Origin of the sequence: Pseudomonas sp. PKS, assembly GCF_051913525.1 — a bacterium.
GTDB lineage: Bacteria > Pseudomonadota > Gammaproteobacteria > Pseudomonadales > Pseudomonadaceae > Aquipseudomonas > Aquipseudomonas guariconensis_D.
The window spans coordinates 1-25,667 of record NZ_JBEGDO010000031.1; the positions used below are offsets into that span (position 1 = coordinate 1).

Here is a 25,667-nt window from a genome sequence, read left to right on the forward strand (position 1 = left end):
CTTCGGTCAGCCAGCTCTTGGCGGTCAGCTTGTTGCCACGCGGGGCGCGGATTTCAGTGTCGCGGAATCGGGAAGCTTTCATGGCGGTTTCCTTCTTGTGAGTGCAATGCTGGGATGGGTGTTGTGATGTCTTATACATACAACCATATATCAACCTGTATATACAACATGAGGCAAACGAACGTTCCTCAGGTCAGGGGAAAGGATTCAGCTTCAGGGGGCAAGAAATAATTATCTTGTTTTTCAGTGGCTTGCACTTTGAAAAACAGCGATCAACGAGGCGAGATAGCGGAAAATTTGGCGACGGAAGGCAAAAAAAATTTTTGGATCAACGTCTGAGCGCGAGAAGGCGCAAGAGGCCATCGACCGAACTCAGTCGATGGCCATGCCGGACGACAGAGCGATTACTGGCCGAAACGACCTTCCAAGCGGTAGCGCGAGCCTGGATAGATCAGACGAGCGCACCCAACTTGCGTTTTACCCGACCAACTGCGACGCCGGATGAGAAGACAAGGGTCGGTGCGTTTGATGTGGAGCAGTTTGCACTGCGCGGGTGTTGCATGGATGGCCTCCACCATGTGCTCGGCCTCGGTCAGCGGCGCGAGTTGCATCAAATAGGCAAAAGGTGTGATACGTGTGAAGTCCTGCTTGAGATAATCGGGGGCGATGTCGGCATTGACGAAGCGTTCCTCGATTTGCACCGGAATTTCGTTTTCGTAATGCACTAGCACCGAGTGGAACAGGTTCTGGACCTCATCCAGGGAGAACGGCAGCGAGGCCGGGAGCGGTTCTGCCAGCGCCTCGAGCAGAACCACGTCGCTGCGATGGAGATGACCACGCTTGGTGATTTCCTCGGCGATATCGTGAATCTGAAATAGCGCGGCGTGTCCTTTGACTTCCGCTACGAAAGTGCCGACGCCTTGCAGGCGCACCAGCACGCCCTCGATGGTGAGCTCGCGCAATGCCCGGTTGATGGTCATCCGGCTGACGCCCAGCTGATTGAAGAGCTCACTCTCGGAGGGAAGCTTGAAGTTCGGCCCCCAGACGCCGGTGCGAATCTGTTGAAGGATGATGTCTTTGACTCTTGCATAAAGCGGGGCGGGGCTTTCAAGCGCAAAAGCGGCCAAAGATCCACGATCGTCGTCAGAAAGTTGGGGCACTGTTTTTTCCTGGTGATAGGGAGCGAACTGACGAGCAGTTTAACCTTTACTTCAGGGTCCTTGCCATGAACGACAAGGTGAGAGTGACCCAAGCTCTCTTCCACCAGCGGCTGCTAGGGGGCGATAGCAGTCATTGGACTCTTACCCCGCAAAATGCGCCGCCATCGTCAGTCTGTCGTACCCGAGAGGATACACCTGGTGGGCAGTCTTGGGTTCACGAGGCCTCTCCTGCATTCAGCGAGTAAACCGTGCGCAACAGTGGTCCGCACAGTCCCAGTAAACCCCAACCACTCCCTACACCTCCAAAAACGCCGCCTCCAACAACTGCTTCGTATATGCATGCTGCGGCGCATGGAAGATCGCTTGCGCATCCCCCTGTTCAACCACATGCCCATGCTTGATCACCATCAACTGGTGACTCAACGCCTTCACCACCGCCAGGTCATGACTGATGAACAGGTACGTCAGGTTGTACTTGTGCTGCAGATTCCTCAGCAACTCCACCACCTGCCGCTGCACCGTGCGGTCCAGCGCGGAGGTGGGTTCATCCAGCAGAATCAACGCAGGCTTCAACACCAGTGCGCGGGCGATGGCGATGCGTTGGCGCTGGCCGCCGGAGAATTCGTGGGGGTAGCGGTGGCGGGTGCGGGGGTCCAGGCCGACTTCTTCCAGGGCGGCAATGATCGCGGCTTCCTGTTCGGCAGGGGTACCGATGCGGTGAATGCGTAAGCCTTCGCCGACGATGTCGGCCACGCACATGCGCGGGCTGAGGCTGCCGAAGGGGTCTTGGAACACGACCTGCATTTCTCGCCGCAGGGGGCGGACGTCTTTCTGGCTGAGGCCTTCGAGGTTCTGGCCGTGGAAGCGGATGCCGCCGCGGCTGGCGATCAACCTCAAGATGGCCAGGCCCAGGGTGGATTTGCCGGAGCCGCTTTCACCCACGATGCCGAGGGTCTGGCCCTGGGGCAGGCTGAAGTCGATGCCGTCAACGGCTTTGACGTGGTCGACGGTGCGGCGCAGCAGGCCTTTCTTGATGGGGAACCACACGCGCAGGTCTTCGACTTCCAGCAGAGGGTCACCCACGGGGTTGTGGGCAGGAGCGCCGCTGGGTTCGGCGTTGATCAGCATTTTCGTGTAGTGATGCTGCGGCGCGTGGAAGAGGGTGGCGCAGTCGGCCTGCTCGACGATTTGGCCACACTGCATCACGCACACGCGGTGGGCGATGCGTCGCACGAGGTTCAGGTCATGGCTGATCAGCAGCAGGGCCATACCCAGGCGGGCCTGCAGCTCCTTGAGCAGGTCGAGGATCTTCAACTGCACGGTGACATCGAGCGCGGTGGTGGGCTCGTCGGCAATCAGCAGCTCGGGCTCATTGGCCAGGGCCATGGCGATCATCACGCGTTGGCGCTGGCCGCCGGACAGCTCGTGGGGCAGGGCCTTGAGGCGCTTGTGCGGGTCCGGGATGCCGACCATCTCCAGCAGCTCCAGGGTGCGGGCAGTGGCCTGCTTGCCGGTGAGGCCTTTGTGCAGCAGGAGGATTTCGTTGATCTGCTTTTCGATGGTGTGCAGCGGGTTCAGCGAGGTCATCGGCTCCTGGAAGATCATCGCGATGCGGTCCCCGCGGATGCGGCGCATGGGCTTCTCACCGAGCTGCAGCAGGTCCTGGTCGTTGTAGCGGATGCTGCCGCTGGGGTGGCGGGCCAGGGGGTAGGGCAGCAGGCGCAGGATGGAGTGCGCGGTGACGGACTTGCCCGAGCCGCTTTCGCCGACCAGGGCCAGGGTCTCGCCCTTGCGGATGTCGAAGCTGATGCCGTCGACCACGCGATGCACGTGTTCGCCGGTGACGAATTCCACCGAGAGGTCGCGCACTTCGATCAGGTTGTGTTCGCTCATGTCATTTCCTCGGGTCGAAGGCATCGCGGGCGGATTCGCCGATGAACACCAGAAGGCTCAGCATGATCGCCAGCACGGCGAAGGCGCTGATGCCGAGCCACGGCGCCTGCAGGTTGGACTTGCCTTGGGCCACCAGCTCGCCGAGCGAGGGGGCGCCCGGTGGCAGGCCGAAGCCGAGGAAGTCCAGGGCGGTGAGGGTGCCGATGGCGCCGGTGAGGATGAACGGCATGAAGGTCATGGTGGAGATCATGGCATTGGGCAGGATGTGCCGGAACATGATCGGGCCGTCGCGCATCCCCAAGGCCCGGGCGGCGCGCACGTATTCCAAGTTGCGCCCGCGCAGGAACTCGGCGCGCACCACGTCCACCAGGCTCATCCACGAGAACAGCAGCATGATGCCCAGCAGCCACCAGAAGTTGGGCTGCACGAAGCTGGCGAGGATGATCAACAGGTACAGCACCGGCAAGCCCGACCAGATCTCCAGGAAACGCTGGCCGGCCAGGTCCACCCAACCGCCGTAGAAGCCCTGCAGGGCGCCGGCGATGACGCCGACGATGGAACTGAGCACCGTCAGGGTCAGGGCGAACAGCACCGAGACGCGGAAGCCGTAGATGACCCGCGCCATCACATCGCGGCCCTGGTCGTCGGTGCCCAGCCAGTTGTCCGCCGAGGGCGGTGCCGGGGCCGGGACCTTGAGGTCGTAGTTGATGCTCTGGTAGCTGAACGGGATTGGCGCCCACAGCACCCAGCTGTCCTTGGCCGCGAGCAGTTCGCGGATGTAGGGGCTCTTGTAGTTCGCTTCCAGGGGGAATTCGCCGCCGAAGGTGGTCTCCGGGTAGCGCTTGAAGGCGGGGAAGTACCACTGGCCTTCGTAACGCACGGCGATGGGTTTGTCATTGGCGATCAGTTCGGCGCCCAGGCTCAGGCCGAACAGCACGATGAAGATCCACAGCGACCACCAGCCGCGGCGGTTGGCCTTGAAGCGCTCGAAGCGTCGGCGATTGAGAGGGGAGAGTGCCATGTCAATGCTCCCGGCTGGCGAAGTCGATGCGGGGGTCGACCAGGGTGTAGGTCAGGTCGCCGATCAGTTTCACCACCAGCCCCAGCAGGGTGAAGATGAACAGGGTGCCGAAGACCACCGGGTAGTCGCGGTTGATCGCCGCCTCGAAGCTCATCAGTCCCAGGCCGTCGAGGGAGAAGATCACCTCGATGAGCAGGGAGCCTGTGAAGAAGATACCGATGAACGCCGAGGGGAAGCCGGCGATCACCAGCAGCATGGCGTTGCGGAACACATGCCCGTACAGCACCCGCGAGCGGCTCAAGCCCTTGGCCTTGGCGGTGACTACGTATTGCTTGTTGATCTCGTCGAGGAAGCTGTTCTTGGTCAGCAGGGTCATGGTGGCGAAGTTGCCGATGACCAGTGCGGTGATCGGCAGCACCAGGTGCCAGAAGTAATCGAGGATCTTGCCGCTGGTGGAGAGCTCGTCGAAGTTGTTGGAAGTCAGCCCGCGCAGGGGGAACCAGTCGAAGTAGCTTCCGCCGGCGAACAGCACGATCAGCAGGATGGCAAACAGGAACGCGGGGATGGCGTAGCCGACGATGATCGCCGAGCTGGTCCAGACATCGAAGTGGCTGCCATGGCGCACGGCCTTGGCGATCCCCAGCGGGATCGACACCAGGTACATGATCAGCGTGCTCCAAAGCCCCAGGGAGATGGACACGGGCATCTTCTCGGCGATCAGGTCGATGACCTTGGCATCGCGGAAGAAGCTCTCGCCGAAGTCCAGGCGGGCGTAGTTCTTGATCATGATCCACAGGCGTTCGGGCGCCGACTTGTCGAAGCCGTACATGCGCTCGATTTCGGCGATCAGGGCCGGGTCCAGGCCCTGGGCACCACGGTAGTTGGAGCCGGCCACCGAGACTTCAGCGCCGCCGCCGGCGATGCGGCTGGTGGCGCCTTCGAAGCCTTCGAGCTTGGCGATCATCTGTTCCACCGGGCCGCCGGGAGCAGCCTGGACGATGATGAAGTTGATGATCAGGATGCCGAACAGGGTCGGGATGATCAGCAGCAGGCGACGCAGGATGTAGGCCAGCATGTCAGTTCGCCTCTTGCGCGGCTGCCGCTTCTTCGGCCTGGGCCTCGGCCGGCTTCGCACCGGGCTTGATCCACCAGGTGTTGATGCCGATGTCGTATTTGGGCGACACCTCGGGGTGGCCGATGTTGTTCCAGTAGGCCACGCGCCAGGTCTTGATGTGCCAGTTGGGGATTACGTAGTAGCCCCACAGCAGCACGCGGTCCAGGGCGCGGGTGTGGGCGATCAGGCTCTGGCGCGAGTCGGCGTTGATCAACTGCTCGACCAGTTGGTCGATGGCCGGGTCGCGCAGGCCGATGAAGTTGCGGCTGCCTGGGTTGTCGGCGGCGGCGCTGGTCCAGAACTCACGCTGCTCGTTACCCGGCGAGCTCGATTGCGGGTAACCGCCGACGATCATGTCGAAGTCGCGCGAGCGCAGGCGGTTGATGTATTGGGAGACGTCGACGCGGCGGATGTTCAGCTCGATGCCCAGGTCGGCGAGGTTGCGCTTGAACGGCAGCAGGATGCGCTCGAACTCGGTCTGGGCCAGCAGAAACTCGAGGGACACCGGCTTGCCCTGGGCATCGACCATCTTGTCGTCGACGATCTTCCAGCCGGCTTCCTGCAGCAGTTTGTAGGCCTTGCGTTGTTGGTCGCGGATCATGCCGCTGCCGTCGCTGACCGGGTTGTGGAAGGCTTGGGTGAAGACTTGTTCGGGGATCTTGCCGCGCAGGGGCTCGAGGATCTTCAGTTCATCCGGCCCTGGCAGGCCGCTGGCGGCCATCTCGGAGTTCTCGAAGTAGCTGCCGGTACGGGTGTAGGCGCCGTTGAACAGCTGCTTGTTGGTCCATTCGTAGTCCAGCAGCAGGCTCAGCGCCTCGCGTACCCGCACGTCCTGAAACACCGGGCGGCGCAGGTTGAAGATGAAACCCTGCATGCCGGTGGGGTTGCCGTTGGCCAGTTGCTCACGGATCAGCCGGCCTTCACGCACCGCCGGGATATCGTAGGCGGTGGCCCAGTTCTTCGCGCTGGTTTCCAGCCAATAGTCGAACTGCCCGGCCTTGAGCGCCTCCAGTGCGACGGTGTTGTCTCGATACGCGTCGTAGGTCATGGCGTCGAAGTTGTAGAAGCCGCGGTTGATGGGCAGGTCTTTGGCCCAGTAGTCCTTGACCCGCTCGTAGCGGATCGAGCGCCCAGCCTTGACCTCGGCGACTTTGTACGGGCCGCTGCCCAGTGGAATCTCCAGGTTGCCGCGCTCGAAGTCGCGGCCTTCCCACCAGTGCTTGGGCAGCACCGGCAACTGGCCGAGGATCAGTGGCAGCTCGCGGTTGTTCTTGTGCTTGAACTTGAACAGCACCCGCAGCGGGTCTTCGGCGACCACCTCGGCGACGTCGGCGTAGTAGCCGCGGTACAGCGGTGCGCCTTTGCTCATCAGTGTGTTGAAAGTGAACACCACGTCGTCGGCGCGCATCGGGTGGCCGTCGTGGAAGCGTGCCTCGGGGCGCAGGTAGAAGCGTACCCAGCCGTTGTCGGGGGCCTTTTCGATCTTCTCGGCCACCAGGCCGTACTCGGTGAAGGGCTCATCGAGGCTCTGGCGCATCAGGGTGTCGTAGATCAGGCCGATGTCGTCGGCTGGCACGCCCTTGTTGATGAACGGGTTGAGGCTGTCGAAACCGCCGAAGCTGGACTGGCGGAAGGTGCCGCCCTTGGGCGCGTCAGGGTTTACATAGGCGAAGTGCTTGAAGTCCGCCGGGTATTTGGGCGGCTCGCCATACAGGGTCAAGGCGTGCTGCGGCGCGGCCATCGCGGGGAGGCTCAGGCAGGCCAGCAACAGGCTGCTGGCCAGCAGGCGCAAAGGGTGCGTTGGCATCATTGGGCTTTCTCCGAAGTCTTGAGCCACCAGCTGTTCAGGCCCAGGGTGTAGGGCGGCGTGGCGACGAAGGCGAACCGGTTGCGGTAGGCCAGGCGGTGATTGTCGAGATACCAGTTGGGAATCATGTAGTACTGCCACGACAGCACCCGGTCCAGGGCGCGGGCCGCGGCGACCTGGTCGGCGCGGGTGCGGGCGGCGAGCAGGGTGTCGAGCAGGTGGTCGACCACCGGGTCCTTCACTCCAGCGTAGTTCTTGCTGCCCTTGACCGAGGCTTGGCTCGAGTGGAAGTACAGCCACTGTTCCAGGCCCGGGCTCAGGGTCTGGTTGAGGGTCATGAGGATCATGTCGAAGTCGAACTGGTCCAGGCGCTGCTTGTACTGGGCACGGTCGACCGTGCGCAGGTGTGCGTCGATGCCCATGCTGGCGAGGTTTTCCACGTAGGGCTGAAGGATGCGTTCGAGGTTCGGGTTGACCAGCAGCAGCTCCATGCGGAACTGCCGGCCCTTGGCGTTGACCAGACGCTGGCCGTCGAGCTTCCAGCCGGCCTGGGCGAACAGCGCCAGGGCCTGGCGCAGGGTCTGGCGGCTGATGCCGCGCCCGTCTGTGTGGCTGACCGTGTAGGGTTCGGTGAACAGCTTGGGCGGTAGCTCGTCACGGAACGGCGCCAGCAGCAGCCACTCCTTGCCCTTGGGCAGGCCGGTGGCGGCGAACTCGCTGTTGGGGTAGTAGCTGGTCGAGCGGCGGTAGGCACTGCTGAACAGCGCGCGGTTGGTCCACTCGAAGTCGAGCATCAGACCTAGGGCCTGGCGCACCCGTGGGTCGCTGAAGTTGGCCCGGCGGCTGTTCATGAACAGCCCCTGGGTTTGCGTCGGGATGCGGTGCGGGATCTGCGCCTTGATCACCTGGCCGCGTCGGATGGCCGGGAAGGTGTAGCCGTTGGCCCAGTTCTTGGCCTGATGCTCGATATAGATGTCGAACTCGCCGGCCTTGAAGGCTTCGAAGGCGACCGTGGCGTCGCGGTAGAACTCGTACTCGACACGGTCGAAGTTGTACTTGCCGCGATTGACGGCGAGGTGCTTGCCCCAGTAGTTCTTCACCCGCTCGAACACCAGGCGCCGGCCGGGCTGAACCTCGGTGATGCGGTACGGGCCGCTGCCCAGCGGTGGTTCGAATGTGGTGGCCTTGAAGTCGCGGCCTTTCCAGTAGTGCTTGGGCAGTACCGGCATCTCGCCCAGGCGCAGGATCAAAAGCGGGTTGCCGGCGCGCTTGAAGACGAAGCGGATGCGCAGTGGGCCGAGAATGTCCACGCGCTGCACTTCCTGCAGGTTGGTGCGGTAGATCGGATGACCTTCCTTGAGCAGGGTGCGGTAGGAGAACGCTACATCCGCCGAGGTGATGGGGTGGCCATCGTGGAAGCGCGCCTCGGGGCGCAGGTTGAACACGACCCAGCTGCGGTCTTCGCTGTATTCCACGGAGCGGGCGATCAGCCCGTAGCTGGAGGTGGGCTCGTCGCCGGAAGGGTCGTACTGGCCGGTGCCGACCATCAACGGCTCGTTCAGCTCGTTGACCCCGTACTGCAGGAAATTCGGCGTGGTGACCGGGCTCGAGCCCTTGAACGTGTAGGGGTTGAGCGTATCGAAAGTGCCGAACGCCATCGCCCGCAACGTGCCGCCCTTGGGCGCTTGCGGGTTGACCCAGTCGAAATGGGTGAAGGTGGCTGGATACTTGAGGGTGCCGAACTGCGCATAACCGTGGCTTTCGCTCACCGTTGCGGCAGCGGGAAGGCTCATGGCGAGGCTGAGTGAAAGCAACAGGAGGGGACGTATCAAGTCGGTGATCCGATCCAGGCAGCGTGGGGCGTTGGTCGGGCTACAGTAACAGCTTGTCTGGGATGGAAAAAGGGTGTCTGGCGCGGGTCTGGGCGCGGGGGAGTGTGACTGGATTTGTCCTCGGGGGCTGCTTTGTAACCCATCGCAGCGGCCCCAAGGCAATCGGATCAGTGCGATAGGTAGACTGTCAGCGTCTGCCCAGGCTTGAGGGCATGGCCGCTACGCGGGTTCCAGCGTTTGAGATGCTTCATCTCGACGTTGAAGCGCTTGGCCACCGCATAGAGGGAGTCGCCCTTGCGGACTTTGTATTGAGTGGAGCGCTGCTTGGAGGCCGCGACACGGTTGGCGGCTCCGCTCGATGAGCTGCCATCGCGCAGGGCGAGCACTTGGCCGGTCTTGAGGTGGTTGCCCGAGAGGCGGTTCCAACGCTTAAGGTCACTCACCGACACGCGGTTGGCCTTGGCGATGGCGCCCAGGTTGTCGCCACGCTTGACCCGGTAGCTACGGGTCGCTGCGGGGGCTTTGGTCTCGGCCAGAGCGGCCTGGAACACGGCCTTGTTCGGTTGCAGGCTGACCAGTTCCTCAGGCTTGAGGTTGGACAGGCTGTCGGTCAGCAATTGGGCCTTGGCGGTGGGCACCAGTAGCTGCTTGGGACCGTCCACGGTCATGCGCTTCTTGAAGGCCGGATTGAGCTGGATCAGCTCGTCCTCGTCGATATCGGCGAACGCCGCAACCCGCGACAGGTCCAGGCGATCATTGATGGCGACGGCTTCGAAGTAGGGTTCGTTGGCGATGGGGCTGAGGCTGACGCCGTAGGCTTGCGGGGTCATGACCACCTGCGAAAGGGCCAGCAACTTGGGCACGTAGTCGCGGGTTTCCTGGGGCAGCGGCAGGTTCCAGTAGTCGGTGGGCAGGCCCAGGCGCTCGTTGCGCTCGATGGCCCGGCTCACGGTGCCTTCGCCGGCGTTGTAAGCCGCCAGGGCCAGCAGCCAGTCGCCGTTGAACATGTCGTGCAGGCGGCCCAGATAATCGAGCGCGGCGTTGGTCGACGCGGTGATGTCGCGGCGGCCATCGTAGAAATTGGTTTGGCGCAGGTTGAAGTGACGACCGGTCGAGGGGATGAACTGCCACAGGCCGACCGCATGGGCGCGGGAGTAGGCCATCGGGTTGTAGGCGCTTTCGATCGCCGGCAGCAGGGCCAGCTCCAACGGCATGTCGCGCTCTTCGAGGCGCTCGACGATGTAGTGCAGATAGAGACTGCCACGCTCGCCGGCGTTCTCCAGGAACGAGGGGTTGCTGGCGAACCACAGGCGTTGCTGCTCGATGCGCGGATTGACGTCGATGTTATCCTGCAAGGCGAAGCCCTGGCGCATGCGCTCCCAGACATCCTGGGGGGCTTGCTCGGCTTTCTTGACCATCAGCGGGGCAGGCTTGTGCTTGACGCGCGCCTGGTAGCTTGCGCGAACGCTGTCGGATTCGTCGAGCTGACGGGTGCTCTGGCAGCCCACCAAGGTGGCGGCCAAAGCCAGCGCGCTGATTTGGGCCAGACGCGTCAGGGCGACGGAATGAGAGGTTCTGCGGCTACGGGAAGACATCGGCTGGGACAGGTTTCCGGGCGAAAAATTTCGGCGATTCTAGAAACCGGTCCCCCCGGGGTCAACCGTTGACAACGGGTTGCGATATATCTTGAGGTTATCAGAAAGCGTCTTTCCAAGACCTCAAGGCAGCAAAAACAGAGGCTTGGCTTGCATTGGAATGTCCCTTCCATTCGTCTGCTTTTTGTTTAACCGATGTTTCAGCCGTGCGAAGAAATGGGTTGGTGAGACGCTCCAGACCGATGGTCGAGGGCAAGCTGATGCGATTTTCATCCCGCAACTGGGTAACGTCGGCGAATCGTTGGGCAACGTGCGGGTTTTCCGGCTCCACGGCCTTGGCGAAACGCAGGTTGCTCAAGGTGTATTCGTGGGTGCAGTACACACGGGTCTCGGCGGGCAGAGCGGCCAGCCGCGACAGGGACTGGTGCATCTGTTCGGGCGTGCCTTCGAACAGGCGACCGCATCCGGCGGCGAACAGGGTGTCGCCGCAGAACAGCAGCGGCGCGCTGTAGTAGGCGATATGGCCCAGGGTGTGGCCGGGCACGGCGATGATGTCGAAGTCCAGGCCCAGCACCTTTACCCGGTCGCCATCGTCCAGCGCCAGGTCGCGGGCCGGGATGCGCTCCTGGGCCGGGCCGCAGACGCGGGCGCCGGTGGCCTGCTTGAGGGCCTCCACGCCGCCGACGTGGTCGTGGTGATGGTGGGTGATCAGGATGTCCTCCAGTACCCAGCCGGGGTTGGCCGCAAGCCAGGCCTGCACCGGGGCTGCATCGCCGGGGTCGACCACCGCGCAGCGGCGTTTGGCAGTATCCTGTAACAGCCAGATGTAATTGTCGGAGAAAGCGGGAAGAGCATCGATCTGTATCATGTGCGTACCGAATCGCCTGGCGTGAACATGAAGGCATCTTAGCCACGATGGCGCGGACGGAGAACCTTCGAGGGAGAACGCAATGACCGACAAAGCCTTTGCCCAGGCCGATCCTGACTGGATCGAACTGATGAGCCTGGCCCGTGAATGGTTCCAGGGGCCGCTGGGGCAAATGATGCTGCACGAGGAGGAGAAACTTCTCGAGGACGAGCTTGGCCGCTTTTTCGGCGGCTTCCTGGTGCATTACGGCCCCTGTGCCGAGCCACCGCCCAGTGCCCCTCAGGTGCAGCGCAATGTGCGTCTTGGCGCGCCCTTGCCGGGGGTGGACATCGTCTGTGAAGAACAGGCCTGGCCGCTTTCCGAGCATGCCGCCGACGTGGTGGTGCTGCAGCATGGCCTGGATTTCAGTCTCTCGCCCCATGGCCTGCTGCGCGAGGCCGCCAGTGCCGTGCGCCCGGGCGGGCATCTGCTGATCGTCGGGATCAATCCCTGGAGCAGTTGGGGCGTTCGCCATTTCTTCAGCCACGGGGCGTTGCGCAAGGCCCGTTGCATCTCGCCGTCGCGTCTTGGCGACTGGCTCAACCTGCTGGGCTTCGCGCTGGAGAAACGCCGCTTCGGGTGCTATCGTCCGCCGCTTGCCTCGCCGGCCTGGCAACAGCGCCTAGCTGGTTGGGAGCGCATGGCCGGTGGTTGGCAGACTGCTGGCGGCGGGGTCTACCTGGTGGTGGCGCGCAAGATGGTGGTCGGCCTGCGGCCGCTGCGCCTGGAACGCCGCGAACCCATGGGCAAACTGCTGCCGTTGCCGCTGGCCAAGGTCAATCGTCGCCACAGTGAACCCTGAGGGGCCTGCGGTCGATATCACAGAGCGAAAAGGCGGTACATGAGCGAGAGCGTCGAGATCTACACCGATGGTGCCTGCAAGGGCAACCCTGGCCCCGGCGGCTGGGGTGTGCTGATGGTTTACAAAGGCGTCGAGAAGGAGCTGTGGGGCGGCGAGCGCGAAACCACCAACAACCGCATGGAACTGATGGCGGCGATCCAGGGGCTGATGGCACTCAAGCGTGAATGCGAGGTGGTGCTCACTACCGATTCGCAATACGTGATGAAAGGCATCAACGAGTGGATGGCCAACTGGAAGAAGCGCGGTTGGAAAACGGCGGCCAAGGAACCGGTGAAAAACGCCGACCTCTGGCAGCAGCTCGACGAGCAGGTCAACCGTCACAAGGTGACCTGGAAGTGGGTACGTGGCCACATCGGCCACCCTGGCAACGAGCGTGCCGACCAACTGGCCAACCGCGGTGTCGACGAAGTGCGTGCCAAGCGCTGAGTCCTCTATCCAGGGGGTACTGCAGCGGGGAGCGATGTCTTGCGCTGCGGTGGCCTTTTCGCGGGTAAACCCGCTCCCACAGAACCTGTGTTGATAGGTGGTAGCGGGTTCACCTGACGTAGCCCCCCATGCTGTCGTTTGGGGTACAATCCCCGGCTTTGTCCTGATGCAAGTTGGAGCCACCCGCGTGGAGCAGCAAGTCAACCGGTACGTCGTCCTCGATACCGAAACCACCGGCATGCCGGTCACCGAAGGCCACCGGATCATCGAGATCGGGTGCGTCGAGGTCATCGGCCGGCGCCTGACCGGGCGCAACTTCCACGTCTATCTGCAACCGGACCGCGAGAGTGACGAAGGCGCGATCGGGGTGCACGGCATCACTGATGCCTTCCTGGTCGGCAAACCGCGATTTGCCGATGTCGCCGAAGAGTTCTTCGAGTACATCAAAGGCGCGCACCTGGTCATCCACAACGCGGCGTTCGACGTTGGCTTCATCAACAACGAGTTCGCCCTGCTGGGCCAGCATGAGCGCACCGATGTTTCCCAATACTGCACCGTCATCGACACCCTGATGTTGGCGCGGGCGCGGCACCCAGGCCAGCGCAACAGCCTCGATGCGTTGTGCAAACGCTACGGCATCGACAACTCCGGTCGTGAACTGCACGGCGCACTGCTCGACTCCGAACTGCTGGCCGACGTCTACCTGGCGATGACCGGTGGCCAGACCAGCCTGTCGCTGGCCGCCCATGGTGCGGACGGCGACGAGTCCGGCGAGGGCGGTACCGGTAGCGAGATCCGCCGCATCGTCGGGCGTCAGCCGGGGCGGGTCATCATGGCCAGCGCCGAGGAGCTCGAAGCACATGCCGAGCGCCTGGCAGCGATCGCCAAATCGGCGGGGGCGCCATCGATGTGGCAGGTCCTGACGGAGCCTGCCGCCAGCTGATTGGCTGATGCCGGGGCCGCTCTGCGGCCCTTTCGCAGTCGTCGCCAGCGCCCGCAGAAAGATGCGCAGCCTGATCGGCCAGCTTCTACCCTGAAAGGACGGACCTGTCCTGCGAAGGGAGTAGTTGCCGATGTACAAGGACCTCAAGTTCCCCATCCTCATCGTCCATCGCGCGATCAAGGCCGACAGTGTCGCCGGTGAACGCGTGCGCGGCATTGCCGAGGAGTTGGCCCAGGACGGTTTCGCCATCCTGGCCGCCGCCGACCAGGCTGAAGCCAGGCTGGTAGCGGCGACTCACCACGGCCTGGCCTGCATGCTGATCGCCGCCGAAGGCGTTGGCGAGGACGCTCATCTGTTGCAAAGCATGGCTGAGTTGATCCGTCTGGCGCGACAACGTGCGCCAGACTTGCCGATCTTCGCGCTCGGTGAACAGGTCACCCTCGAGTATGCCCCGGCTGAAGCCATGAGCGAGCTCAACCAGTTGCGCGGCATCCTCTACCTGTTCGAAGACACCGTCCCCTTTCTTGCCCGCCAGGTCGCCCGCGCCGCCCACAATTACCTCGACGGCTTGCTGCCGCCGTTCTTCAAGGCCCTGGTGCAGCACACCGCGCAATCGAACTATTCCTGGCACACGCCCGGCCATGGCGGCGGGGTGGCCTACCGCAAGAGCCCGGTGGGGCAGGCGTTCCATCAGTTCTTCGGGGAAAACACCTTGCGCTCGGACCTTTCGGTCTCGGTGCCCGAGCTCGGCTCGCTGCTCGACCACACAGGCCCTTTGGCCGAGGCTGAAGCCCGGGCCGCGCGTAACTTCGGCGCCGACCACACCTTCTTCGTGATCAACGGCACTTCCACCGCCAACAAGATCGTCTGGCATGCCATGGTCGGTCGCGACGACTTGGTCCTGGTGGATCGCAACTGCCACAAGTCGGTGGTTCATGCCATCATCATGACCGGCGCCATCCCGATCTACCTGTGCCCGGAGCGCAACGAGCTGGGCATCATCGGTCCGATCCCGTTGAGCGAATTCAGCGCGGCTTCGATCCAGGCGAAAATCAAGGCCAACCCCCTGGCGCGGGGGCGAGGGTCGCGCATCCGCCTGGCTGTGGTGACCAACTCCACCTATGACGGGTTGTGCTATCACGCAGGGCTCATCAAGCAGGAGCTCGGTGCCAGTGTCGAGGTGCTGCATTTCGACGAAGCCTGGTTCGCCTATGCCGCTTTCCATGAGTTCTTTGCCGGGCGCTATGCCATGGGCACCGCGCGCGGCGACGACAGCCCGCTGGTCTTCAGCACCCATTCCACCCACAAGCTGCTGGCAGCGTTCAGCCAGGCGTCGATGATCCACGTCCAGGACGGCAGCCAGCGGCAACTGGACCGGGACCGCTTCAACGAAGCCTTCATGATGCACATCTCCACCTCGCCGCAGTACAGCATCCTCGCCTCCCTGGATGTGGCCTCGAGCATGATGGAAGGCCCGGCCGGGCGTTCGCTGTTGCAGGAGATGTTCGACGAAGCCCTGAGCTTTCGTCGCGCCCTGGCCAACCTGCGCGAGCACATCGCCGCCGATGACTGGTGGTTCAGCATCTGGCAGCCGCCCGCCGCCGAAGGGATCCACCGCCTGGCGGCGCAGGACTGGCTGTTGCAGCCGGGCGCCGAGTGGCACGGCTTCGGTGAGGTGGAGCAGGACTACGTGCTGCTGGACCCGCTGAAGGTCACGCTGGTGATGCCGGGGCTCACGGCCGGCGGTGCTTTGGGCGAGCACGGCATTCCGGCGGCGGTGGTGAGCAAGTTTCTGTGGGAGCGTGGGCTGGTGGTGGAGAAGACCGGGTTGTACAGCTTCCTGGTGTTGTTCTCCATGGGTATTACCAAGGGCAAGTGGAGCACCTTGCTCACCGAGCTTCTGGAGTTCAAACGCCACTACGATGGCAACACACCGCTGAGCCTTTGTCTGCCCAGCGTGATGGCAGTGGCGCCTTCACGCTATCAGGGCCTGGGGCTGCGCGACCTGTGCGAGCAACTGCATGACTGCTACCGGGCCAATGCCACGGCCAAGCAGCTCAAGCGGCTGTTCACCCGTTTGCCGGAGATGGCCATGAGCCCAGCCCAGGCCTATGACCAACTGGTGCGGGCAGAGGTGGAGGCCGTGCCGATCGAGGCACTGCTGGGGCGCGTCTCGGCGGTCATGCTGGTGCCGTATCCACCGGGCATCCCCTTGATCATGCCGGGGGAGCGTTTTACCGACCCCACGCGGGCAATCATCGACTATCTGGCCTTCGCCCGGGCCTTCAATAGCGGTTTTCCGGGTTTTGTCGCCGATGTCCATGGCTTGCAATGCGAAGACGCTGGCCAGGGGCCGGTCTACACGGTCGATTGCATCAAGGAATGCGAATGAGCTCGACGCCAGTGCGGGCCAGTTCGAAGCGGTCTTCACCCAGGTGATTGACCCGGTCGCCGACGGGCAGCCGGTAGGTGACGATTGGCGCGCCGAGGGGGCTGCCGTCGGCCTGGAGTGTGGACTCCTGGAACTCATGCACGGGATAGATGCGGCCTTCGGCGTCGCGTGCGTGGAATTGACCGACCAGGATTGCTGCCATTTGAGAGAAAACCTCTGAAATTTCCGAAATATCTGCAGGCATAGACCCGTGAAACGGGCGGGAAGTTTTCCGCTTTTGGGAAAAAAACTCCGGTGGATGGGTACGGTCATCTATAACTACAACTTCCCCAACCAACAGAGGTTGCACACCACCATGAGCCAGGTCTATTCGGTAGCGGTCGTCGTCGGCAGCTTGCGCAAGGATTCCTACAACCGCAAGGTGGCCCGGGCCCTCGGGGAGCTGGCACCGTCCAGCCTTGCCCTGAAGATCGTCGAGATCGGCGACTTGCCGCTGTACAACGAGGATGTCGAGGCCAATGCGCCAGAGGCCTGGAAGCGTTTTCGCGACGAGATTCGGCGAAGCGATGCGGTGCTGTTCGTCACTCCTGAATACAACCGCTCGGTGCCAGGAGGCCTGAAGAACGCCATCGATGTGGGCTCGCGTCCCTATGGGCAGAGCGCCTGGAGCGGCAAGCCGGCAGCGGTGGTGAGCGTATCGCCGGGCGCGATTGGCGGGTTCGGGGCCAACCATGCAGTGCGTCAGTCGCTGGTGTTCCTGGACATGCCCTGCATGCAGATGCCGGAGGCCTACCTCGGGGGGGCGGCGAGCCTGTTCGAGGACTCGGGCAAGCTCAATGACAAGACCCGGCCGTTCCTGCAGGCCTTCATCGACAAGTTCGCGGCCTGGGTGAAGCTCAACCGCGCGGTCTGACATCTGGTCGACTGAACCGACCCATTCGCGGACAAGCCCGCGCTTACAAGGGACGCACAGCCTTGTAAGCGCGGGTTTGTCCGTGAATGGCACCTCAGGCTTACGAGGCCTGCGGCATTTCACCTTTGGCCAGGCGACGGTTGATGTCGGCGATGACCTCTGGCAACTCGTTGATGGTGTCGATCAGGTAGTGCGGGCGGGAGCTTTCGAACATCGCGTGGATGCGCTTGCGCTCGCTTTCGAGCTTCTCGGCGCTCAGGGCGCGGTAGCCCTCCCAGGTCAGGCCCAGGGCGTTGCCCGAACAGACCAGGGCGACAGTCCACATGCCGGCGCGGCGGCCTTCGAGTATGCCTGGTACGGTGTCGTCGACCTTGACGCAGGCAGCGACATCATCGATACCCAAGGCAATCACGTTGGCAAGGGCCTGGGCCGGCCACGGACGGCCGTTCGGGGTTTCGTCGGTGGCCACCACATGGTCGGCGACATACCCATTCTGCTTGGCCAGCTCCACCACCTTGTCCATCACCACTTTCGGGTACCCGGAGCAGGAGCCGATCTTCAGGCCGTCCTTGCGCAGGCCTGTCAGGGTGTCCAGGGCGCCTGGGATCAGCGCCGAGTGCACGGCGATCTTCTCGATCTGCAGGGGCATGAAGCGCTCATAGATGGCGGTGACGTCGTCGTCGGTCGGCGTACGGCCGAACACCTTGCGGTAGCGCTCGGCGATCTCGGGCACATCGCACAGGGTACGGATGTGATCCCATTTGCCCATGCCCATCGGGCCGCGGGCTTCTTCGATGGACACCTGGACATCGAATTCGGCGAAGGCTTCGACGAAGATCTGGGTCGGGGCGAAGGAGCCGAAATCGACCACGGTACCGGCCCAGTCGAGGATGGCGGCTTGCAGCTGGGTTGGGTTGCTGTAGTTCATGTGCGCGGGTTCCTGAAGAAAAGGGTCGGTCGTTGAATTAGATGTCCAGCACTTCCATTTCCCGCAGCACCTGGGCCACGGCATCGACGGCAGCTTGCATGCCCTCGGCGCCCACCACGCCGATGCAGCCGACGCGGAAGGTTTCCACCTGGGTCAGCTTGCCCGGGTAGAGGATGAAGCCCTTGGCCTTGACGCGCTCGTAGAAGTCCTTGAACTGGTAGCGAGCATCCCGCGGGGCATGGAAGGTGACGATGATCGGCGCCTGGATCTCGGCGGGCAGGAAGCTGCGCAGGCCGAGCTTGGCCATGCCTTCGAGCAGGGTCTTGCAGTTGTCGGCGTAGCGTTGGTGACGAGCCGGCAGGCCGCCTTCCTCGTTGTATTGCACCAGGGCTTCATGCAACGCCGCCACCACGTGAGTGGGCGGGGTGAAGCGCCATTGGCCAGTCTTGGCCATGTACGCCTGCTGGTCTTGCAGGTCCATGGCCAGCGAGTGGCAGTTGCCTTCGGACGCGGCCAGGGCGTTTTTCTCGGCGAAGACGAAGCCCATCCCTGGTACGCCTTCAAGGCACTTGCCGGAGGCGGCGATCAGGGCCTCGAACGGTACTTGCGTGGCGTCGATCGGCAAGGCCCCGAAGGAGCTCATGGCGTCGATGATCAGGCGCTTGCCGTGGCGTTTGACCACCTGGGCGATCTCGGGCAGTGGGTTGAGGATGCCGGTGCTGGTTTCGCAGTGGATCAGGGCCACGTGGGTGACAGCCGGGTCGGCGGCCAGCAGGCGGTCGACATCGGCGGCGGTGGTCGGTTGGTCCTCGGCGGTCTCGAAGGTGCTGTAGGCACGGCCCAGGACCTTGCAGATCTTGGCCAGGCGCTGGCCGTAGGCACCGTTGATCAGCACCAGCACCTTGCCGTCGCGTGGCACCAGGGTGCCGATGGCGGCCTCCACGGCGAAGGTGCCGCTGCCTTGCAGGGGGACGCAGTGGTGGGTGGCCGCGCCGTTGACGATGGCCAGCAGTTGTTCGCACAGGCTGGCGGTCAGCTGGTTGAAGTCGCGGTCCCAGGAGCCCCAGTCCACCAGCATGGCTTGGCGGGTGCGGGACGAGGTGGTCAGTGGGCCAGGGGTCAGCAGGATCGGGGCGTTGCTCATTCCGGTATTCCTCACAAGCGGTGGGCTGAAACGTATGGGGCCTAAATTGCAATTTGCCGAGTTATCAATCAAATTGTTTGTCGTTATGCCAGCCATAAGTAAGGCCGATAGCTATGAACCTGTTCCAACTGCGTGCCTTCGATGCCGTGGCCCGCGAAGGCAGCTTCACCCGCGCCGCGGCGCGCCTGTTCATCAGCCAGCCGGCGGTGACCGGACACGTCAAGGCGCTGGAGGAGCATTACCAAATCACGTTGTTGCGCCGGACCGCGCGACGGGTGGAATTGACCGAGGAGGGCACGCGCCTGGCGGCCATCACCCGGGCGATGTTCAGCCTGGCCGAAGAGGCCCAGGCGATGCTCGAGGCCAATCGGCAATTGCTCACTGGGCGCCTGGAGGTCGCGGCCGATGGCCCGCACCGGGTGATGCCGATGCTTGGCATGCTGCGGGCGCGCTACCCGGGCATCACCGTCAACCTGCGCCTGGGCAATGCCCAAGAGACCTTGGCGGCGCTATTGTCGGAGCATGCGGACGTGGCAGTGCTCACCGAGGTTGAGCCGCGCAAGGGCCTGTACTTGCAAAGCCTGGGGGACTCGCGGCTGTGCGTGCTGCTGCCGGTCAGCCACCCCTGGGCAGCAGGCGAGGGCGAGTTGCCTCTGGCGGAGCTGGACCGTCAGATCATGGTGCTGCGCGAACCCAGCTCCATGACCCGGCGCACCTTCGACCAGGCTTGCAGCGCTGCCAAGGTGCAGCCTCGGGTGTTGCTGGAGCTGGACAGCCGCGAGGCGGTCACCGAGGCGGTGGCGGCCGAGTTGGGCTTTGGTATCGTCTCGTCGATGGAGGTGGCCCACGACCCTCGGGTGGTGGCCAGGCCATTGGCCGGGGAAGGGCTGGTCAACCGGCACATGATCGGCTGCCTGGAGCGGCGCCGGGAGTTGCGGCTGATCCAGGCGTTCCTGGGGTTGGCCGCGAGCCTTTGAAGCAGCTTGCTGCTTAGCGGGTTTACCCGCGAAACCGTCGGCAGGAGCAAGCCCCTTGTATGGCGCTGGCGTTTTTCCCCCACGGGCCTAAGATGGCCGGCTGAAACAACACAGGCGCTGGATGGCCAATGAGCGATAAAGACACCATTTCCATGCAGTTGGTGCGCGAGGCGCTGTTGCAGACCTGCCCAGCCGGGCAGGCCGATGCGCCCTTGCTGGCCCGGGCTGGCATCGATGCCAGCGAGTTCGACCTGCCCCAGGCACGGGTCAGCGCCGAAGCCTACGCCCGGCTCTGGCGCTTGCTGGCGCGCCGCTGCAATGATGAATTCTTCGCCATGGACCCGCGCGGCCTGCGCAGCGGCAGCCTGGCCTTCCTGTGCCGGGCGAGCATGGCACAGCCCACCCTGGGCGCAGGTCTGGAGACGGCCCTGGCCTTTCTGTCGTTGATGCTCGAGGACCTTCAGCCGAGCCTGGTGCGTCAGCAGAGCCTGGCCGAGATCGTCATCAACGAGCCGCGGGAAACCCCTCGCCGTGCCTTTACCTACTTCACTTTCTGGATGATCGTCCATGGCGTGGCCTGCTGGCTGGCCGGGCGACGCATCCCGATCCTGGCCATCGACCTGCGCTGCGCCGAGCCGCCGTTTTGCGATGACTACCGGGTGATGTTCTCGGAGAACCTGCAGTTCGACCGACCACGCACGCGCATGATCATCGCCGCCGACTGCCTGGATGTGCCGCTCAAGCGCACAGCAGAAGAGCTGCAGCGTTTTCTGGCCGAGGCACCGGGCAACATCCTCGTCAAGTACCGCGACCCGGCCAGCCTGGCACGGCGCATTCGTCACGACCTGCTGGCCTTGGACCCGGCGTCCTGGCCAGATGCCGAAACGTTGGCACGTCAGCTGTGCCTGTCTGCTTCGACGCTGCGCCGTCGCCTGGCCGAGGAAGGGCAGACCTACCAGGGCCTCAAGGACAGCGTGCGGCGTCAATTGGCGATCCAATGGCTGGCCGATTGCGAGGTGGGGCTGGGCACCATCGCCGAGCGCCTAGGGTTTGCCGACAGCAGCTCGTTCTACAAGGCGTTTCGCAAGTGGTTTGGGTGCAACCCAGGGCATTATCGCGAGCTGATCGGAGCGTCCGGCCCGGCCAAGGCCCTGCCCTAGGCGGATTTCCGTCTGCCGCGCGAGACGGCCTGTCGCCAAGGTGGCGCCTTTCGACACGAAGGGTTCACCATGACAAAGCGCGACAAATCACCCTTGGACGCGGCAAAAAAAGCCAAGCTGGCCACGGCTACCGATGACTTCATCATCAAGCGATTGCCTGCTTGGTTGGAGCAGGGCACGCCTGGGCAGATCAGCGCGCTTCGGACGCATTACAAGGCGCTGAAGGCCAGTCAGGCCAAGGTGAGCAAGGCGACCGAAGCCCTAGTCGGGCTCCAGGCGTATGCGGAGGAAAAACTGCGCCCGCTGCTGCCCACCACGCCGGCCCCCGATAAGCTGCAATGGCGCGAGATCCTGCCCAGTCTGCAGGTTCCATTGAGCAACGGTTGGCTGGATTACACGCCCGATGAGCGTCGCCATCCCGGTTTGCTGAGGCTGATGCAGAACTTTACCGAGGGCGCCCGGTTCTTCGACGGCAGTGGTTTGGTGGCCGAGGGCAAAGACACCGTACTTACACCGGACCTCACCGAGCTGGTCCGGCAATGTCGCGCGCTGGACGCCGGTGCTGGCTATCAGGCTTTGTTGAACAAGGTATTCGACCCATCCACTTGCACCGCCCTGGCTGGCGAAAAGCGCGTAGGTCTGAAGCTTGCGGCCGCTGTCGCTGGACTGGAAGGACAGCTGGACAGCGCCGCGCAGGCAGCCTTGGAGCGGATGGTGGACGCCCGCAGCGAGCAGGGCGAGCAGACCCTCGCTTACCCCGGCTTGCTGACGGTGCTCGGGCAGCCTCTGGTGGACGGGTTGCTGGTGCAACTGCGCAGCAGCAAGGGCGAGGATGTGGGGCAGGTGCTCTATCTGGGCGGTGACCCGGAGCATGGGATGCGTCATTTCTCTTCCCACGCGGCGTTGAACCTGGCCCTGGCCGAGTCCCTGAAGCGACCTGAGTATCAACAATCGTTCAGCCAACGGATCGCGCTTGGTCAGCGGCCAGAATGGCTGGCACTGCTCAAGCGGCGCCTGGCCGACGCCCAGCCTGATCTGCAGGTCGAAGGCGAACCGGTGACGGGTGACGTGTTCGATGGCCTTGTGCAGCGCCAGGCCGAGCGTCTGAAAGCCGATGCTCGCCTGTTGCTGGTGCCCACCGCCGAGGTGGACCACCAGGCCAGCAAGGCCAGGCTACAGGCATGGAAGGAGGCGGGGCTTGGCCTGGTCAATTTGGCCGGGATATTCGTGCCTGCTGTCGGCGCGGTGCTGCTGGGGCAGTTCGTGGCGCAGACATTGGCCCATGTGTTCGAAGGGGCGGTGGACTGGCAGCGCGGTCACCAACACGAGGCGCTCGGCCATATGCTGGGTGTTGCAGAAAACCTGGCGGTGGCCGGCGTGGTGGCCGTCGGTGCCCATGCCGTGGCCACTGGGTTCGAACGCAGTGCCTTCGTCGATGCGCTGGAACCGGTGACGGTCGAGGATGGCAGGACCCGGCTCTGGAACAACGACCTGAGTGTCTATGAGTGTTCGCCGGACGAACTCCAGCCTGCGTCGGATGGGCTCTGTGGCACGGGCGAGCGGCGCTGGCTGCGCCGCGGGCAACGCTACTACGAGGTACATCGGCCGGTATCGGACGGCCCCTGGCGTCTGCGTCATCCTGAGCGCCAGGACGCGTTTGGCCCGATCGTCGAGACCAATGGCGAGCGTTGCTGGCGCCTGCGCCAGGATAACCCGCTGGAGTGGAGCGACAGCGCGCACATGCTCGACACCTTGTGGCCGATGCCCGAGCCGCTGGACGCCGAGCACGCCGAGCAGATTCTGCGCATCGCGGTGATGGAGCAGACCGAGCTGCGCGCACTGCTGGTCGACAATCGCCCACTGCCGGTGCGGCTGCGCAGCACCTTGCGGCGTTTCGAGGCCCATGGGCGAATCGAGGCGTTCTTCGATCACCTAGAGGCCGGTACCGAGGGCGAGGCGCAAATCCAGGCATGGTGCGATGCCCGACCTGAACTGCAGACGCTGAGCCCGACGGCCCGACGTGAAAAGCTGCTGGATGACCAGGCGCTGCTACGCGAGCAACTGCTCCAGCACCTGAGCCAGGAGACCCTGGCCGACGATGCGTTGCGCACCCTGCTGAAGAGGGATTTTCCCGGATTACCGGAGGCCTATGCTCAGGACGCGATCAGCGATGTGTCCGCGGTCCAGCGTAGCCTGGCGCTGGCTGAGTCCCGAGTGCCTCTGGCGCTGGCGCGCAGGGCGCGTGTGCTCAATCAGCAAGCTCGGTTGGCGCGAGCACTGGAAGGGGTCTACCTGCCCCATGCCGACAGTGACCTGTGTGGTGAATTGGTGTTGGCCGTGCTCTCGCGTGTGCCCAACTGGCCACAGGATGTAAACCTGGAACTGCGCGAAGGTTCCGATACCGGCCCCCGCTTGGCCGTGATCGTGCCCACTGCCAGGCGTGACGAGGCCCGGACGTTGCTGGTGCGCAAGAAGGGCCGGTTCCGTCTCTATGACTACCATGGGCGTGAACTGGAAACAGACGTCGCCGAGCCGGGCGGGATCTTCGAGGCGGTCAGCGCCACGCTGACGCCTGAACAGGCCGCCCGGTTGGGCTTGGCCATCGACGATGTGCCGCAGGCCTTGCGTTTACTGGTTCAGCGTCGCCTGCCGACGACGCATAAAGGACTGTTGCAACTGCTCAGTTGGCCGGAGCATGCAGCGTCGTTCAATTTGCCCCAGCGCCTGGCCGATGGCCGGCTCGGCTATCCGCTCAGCGGCCGCGGCGCGCTACGCCAGCGTGCGCAGGACACCTTGCGAATACGTATTCGCAGCCTGTACCCGCAGTTCGATGATGAGCGGGTCGAGGCGTTTCTTGCGCAATTGCTCAGTACGCCGGGCTCGCCGTTCGAGGTGTTGCTGGTCCAGGAAAGCCAGTATGCCCAGCTCGACGAGGCGCTCAATCGATGGGTATCGTCCGAAGCAAGCGCATCCAGGCGCACATTGCGCCAGCATCTGGGGCAGCGGCTGCGCCAGTGCTGGCGGCTGCAGGGGGAGTCGGTGACCGGGGAAGATGGGCAGCCCCAAGGCATGCGCCTGGACCTGAGTGGTTTTTCATCGCAAGCGCTGCCTGAGATACCCACGGAGGTCGAGTTCTCGCACGTGACGGAGTTGACGCTGTCGAGCATGGACCTTGAGCAGGTGCCTACCCCGTTCCTGCGCTGCTTCGGTTTCTTACGGCGATTGAACCTGGCGGACAACCGCCTGCGCCGTCTGCCCCAAGGCTTGGGGTATCTGTCCGAACTGCGCAGCCTGCAGCTGGCGCGCAACGGCATTCGGCTCGATGCCGCCGGCATCGCTATTCTCACGACACTGCCCGATCTTCAGGTGCTGGACCTGAGCTTCAATCCACTGGGGGCGCAGGAGATGCGCTGGAACCATCTCCCAAGGCTGGATCAGTTACGCCTGCGCCGCTGCAGCCTGGCTACCTGGCCGTCGGGCCTCGAGTTGTGCGAACGGCTCACTTACGTGGATCTGCGTGACAACCTGATCACCAGTGTTCCGACCGAGACGCTGCACATGCCTTTGGCGCATCGGATGGCGTTCATCATCGAGGGCAACCCGCTGCCGGCCGTGGAGTTGGCTCGCCTGGTCGCTCTGGACATCGATCATTTGCCCCATGACCCGCTGGACATCGAGGTGTTGGAGCCGACCACCACCCGTGATCGGTGGTTGCAAGAGAGTGAGGCCGAACTGCGTCAGGGCCGTCAGGCGCAATGGGACAGCCTTGGCGGCGACCCTGAAAGCAGTGGCTTGTTCGAACTGTTGGGCAGACTGCAACGCACAGCGGACTACCAAAACGCGCCAGCCGAGCTGGCCGAGCAAGTCTGGGACCTCATCGGTTTTCTGGCCAACAACCAGACCCTGCGCGACCGTCTGTATACCTGGGCCAATCAGCCGCGCAGTTGCACTGACAGCGTTGCCCGTCAGTTCAGTGACCTATTGGTGCACCGGCAAGTGGTCGAGGTGGAGAACCGCGCGGGTATTGAGGACGCCGGCGAAGAGCTACTGAAGTTGGGCCGCCAGCTGTTCCGGCTGGATCAGGTGGAGCGTGTCGCCTCCCAGGACATCGCCCAGCGGGTGGCGGCAGGGCAGGTCGTCGATGCCATCGAGATCAACTTGTTCTATCGGGTGCGCCTGGCCCAGACACTGGAGTTGCCTTTTCAGCCGCGTTTGATGCGTTTCATGAACCTGGCCAACGTCAGCCAAGCCCAGTTGCAGGAAGCCTTGCGCACTGTCCAGGCCGCGGAAACCAACCAGGCGCTGGTCGAGAACCTGGGCGGGCGGCTCTTCTGGTGCGACTACATACAAGCCCGTCATCCGGCGGCCTTTGCCGGCCTGAACGCGTCCTTCGAGGCCCGGGGCACCGAGCTCGACGAGGCGCGTACCGGGCTGTCCAGTCAGGAATACACCGAACGATGGGAGCGTTTGCAGAAGGCGCGAGAGGCGGCGGTGCAGCAGAGGGTCGATCAGTTGACCTATGAAATCCTCGAGTCGCAGGCCCTCGATCAGGCCTGAGGGCACAACGGCCAAACCGGTCATCCAGATTGACAG

Annotated in this window: 20 protein-coding genes; 8 read left to right on the plus strand and 12 right to left on the minus strand. The window is 63.7% G+C overall.

Going from position 1 to position 25,667, the window contains the following annotated elements:
• From ABOA88_RS22265 to gloB, 9 genes are all read right to left on the minus strand, one after another.
• On the minus strand, positions 1–82 hold an 82-nt coding region (locus tag ABOA88_RS22265), incomplete at its 3' end, for a hypothetical protein (protein WP_440127988.1).
• Positions 83–404: 322 nt separating this feature from the next.
• Positions 405–1,160: a histidine utilization repressor gene (gene hutC, locus ABOA88_RS22270; protein ID WP_328329737.1), complete on the minus strand. Its 756-nt coding sequence runs from the start codon at positions 1,158–1,160 to the stop codon at positions 405–407.
• 294 nt (positions 1,161–1,454) lie between these two features.
• Positions 1,455–3,053, minus strand: a complete 1,599-nt coding sequence (locus tag ABOA88_RS22275) for an ABC transporter ATP-binding protein (protein WP_196171141.1) — start codon at positions 3,051–3,053, stop codon at positions 1,455–1,457.
• 1 nt (position 3,054) lies between these two features.
• Positions 3,055–4,074: an ABC transporter permease gene (locus ABOA88_RS22280; protein WP_043214149.1), complete on the minus strand. Its 1,020-nt coding sequence runs from the start codon at positions 4,072–4,074 to the stop codon at positions 3,055–3,057.
• 1 nt (position 4,075) lies between these two features.
• Positions 4,076–5,149 carry a microcin C ABC transporter permease YejB gene (locus ABOA88_RS22285; protein ID WP_043214147.1) on the minus strand — a complete coding sequence of 358 codons (1,074 nt, stop codon included), beginning with the start codon at positions 5,147–5,149 and terminating at the stop codon, positions 4,076–4,078.
• Between the two features lies 1 nt (position 5,150).
• Positions 5,151–6,998 carry an extracellular solute-binding protein gene (locus ABOA88_RS22290; RefSeq protein WP_367852132.1) on the minus strand — a complete coding sequence of 616 codons (1,848 nt, stop codon included), beginning with the start codon at positions 6,996–6,998 and terminating at the stop codon, positions 5,151–5,153.
• Positions 6,995–8,827: an extracellular solute-binding protein gene (locus ABOA88_RS22295; RefSeq protein ID WP_230388068.1), complete on the minus strand. Its 1,833-nt coding sequence runs from the start codon at positions 8,825–8,827 to the stop codon at positions 6,995–6,997. The genes ABOA88_RS22290 and ABOA88_RS22295 overlap by 4 nt, the downstream gene beginning before the upstream one ends.
• Positions 8,828–8,994: 167 nt before the next feature.
• On the minus strand, positions 8,995–10,422 hold the full coding sequence (locus ABOA88_RS22300; protein ID WP_196171138.1) for a lytic transglycosylase domain-containing protein: 1,428 nt from the start codon (positions 10,420–10,422) through the stop codon (positions 8,995–8,997).
• 100 nt (positions 10,423–10,522) lie between these two features.
• Positions 10,523–11,290 carry a hydroxyacylglutathione hydrolase gene (gene gloB, locus ABOA88_RS22305; RefSeq protein ID WP_367852131.1) on the minus strand — a complete coding sequence of 256 codons (768 nt, stop codon included), beginning with the start codon at positions 11,288–11,290 and terminating at the stop codon, positions 10,523–10,525.
• A gap of 82 nt (positions 11,291–11,372) precedes the next feature.
• Here gloB and ABOA88_RS22310 point away from each other — a divergent pair, with 82 nt between their 5' ends.
• From ABOA88_RS22310 to ABOA88_RS22325, 4 genes are all read left to right on the plus strand, one after another.
• Positions 11,373–12,131 carry a class I SAM-dependent methyltransferase gene (locus ABOA88_RS22310; RefSeq protein ID WP_367852130.1) on the plus strand — a complete coding sequence of 253 codons (759 nt, stop codon included), beginning with the start codon at positions 11,373–11,375 and terminating at the stop codon, positions 12,129–12,131.
• A 39-nt stretch (positions 12,132–12,170) separates the two neighbouring features.
• Complete coding sequence (gene rnhA, locus ABOA88_RS22315; RefSeq protein ID WP_070092842.1) at positions 12,171–12,617, plus strand: ribonuclease HI; 447 nt, start codon at positions 12,171–12,173, stop codon at positions 12,615–12,617.
• A gap of 166 nt (positions 12,618–12,783) precedes the next feature.
• Positions 12,784–13,560, plus strand: a complete 777-nt coding sequence (dnaQ, locus tag ABOA88_RS22320; protein WP_196171135.1) for a DNA polymerase III subunit epsilon — start codon at positions 12,784–12,786, stop codon at positions 13,558–13,560.
• Positions 13,561–13,690: 130 nt separating this feature from the next.
• Positions 13,691–15,952, plus strand: a complete 2,262-nt coding sequence (locus ABOA88_RS22325) for an Orn/Lys/Arg decarboxylase N-terminal domain-containing protein (RefSeq protein WP_196171134.1) — start codon at positions 13,691–13,693, stop codon at positions 15,950–15,952.
• On the opposite strand, the gene ABOA88_RS22330 is transcribed toward ABOA88_RS22325, so the two are convergent.
• Positions 15,936–16,154 (minus strand): hypothetical protein, encoded by a 219-nt coding sequence (locus tag ABOA88_RS22330; protein WP_196171133.1) that lies wholly within the window; start codon positions 16,152–16,154, stop codon positions 15,936–15,938. The two genes, ABOA88_RS22325 and ABOA88_RS22330, sit on opposite strands and share 17 nt — an antisense overlap.
• A gap of 153 nt (positions 16,155–16,307) precedes the next feature.
• Between ABOA88_RS22330 and chrR the strand changes: the two genes are divergently transcribed.
• Positions 16,308–16,865: a class I chromate reductase ChrR gene (gene chrR, locus ABOA88_RS22335; protein WP_043214127.1), complete on the plus strand. Its 558-nt coding sequence runs from the start codon at positions 16,308–16,310 to the stop codon at positions 16,863–16,865.
• A gap of 100 nt (positions 16,866–16,965) precedes the next feature.
• Here the strand turns inward: chrR and phnX are convergent, their stop codons facing one another.
• Positions 16,966–17,793: a phosphonoacetaldehyde hydrolase gene (gene phnX, locus ABOA88_RS22340; RefSeq protein WP_043214125.1), complete on the minus strand. Its 828-nt coding sequence runs from the start codon at positions 17,791–17,793 to the stop codon at positions 16,966–16,968.
• Positions 17,794–17,830: 37 nt separating this feature from the next.
• On the minus strand, positions 17,831–18,937 hold the full coding sequence (locus ABOA88_RS22345) for a 2-aminoethylphosphonate--pyruvate transaminase (protein ID WP_367852129.1): 1,107 nt from the start codon (positions 18,935–18,937) through the stop codon (positions 17,831–17,833).
• Between the two features lie 113 nt (positions 18,938–19,050).
• Between ABOA88_RS22345 and ABOA88_RS22350 the strand changes: the two genes are divergently transcribed.
• The 3 genes from ABOA88_RS22350 to ABOA88_RS22360 all read left to right on the plus strand — a co-directional run bounded on the left by ABOA88_RS22350 (position 19,051) and on the right by ABOA88_RS22360 (position 25,631).
• A complete protein-coding gene (locus tag ABOA88_RS22350) occupies positions 19,051–19,914 on the plus strand; it encodes a LysR substrate-binding domain-containing protein (RefSeq protein ID WP_196171131.1) in 864 nt (287 codons plus the stop codon).
• A gap of 128 nt (positions 19,915–20,042) precedes the next feature.
• Positions 20,043–21,074 carry an AraC family transcriptional regulator gene (locus ABOA88_RS22355; protein WP_367852128.1) on the plus strand — a complete coding sequence of 344 codons (1,032 nt, stop codon included), beginning with the start codon at positions 20,043–20,045 and terminating at the stop codon, positions 21,072–21,074.
• Positions 21,075–21,143: 69 nt separating this feature from the next.
• Positions 21,144–25,631: an NEL-type E3 ubiquitin ligase domain-containing protein gene (locus ABOA88_RS22360; RefSeq protein ID WP_367852127.1), complete on the plus strand. Its 4,488-nt coding sequence runs from the start codon at positions 21,144–21,146 to the stop codon at positions 25,629–25,631.
• Positions 25,632–25,667 lie beyond the last annotated feature (36 nt).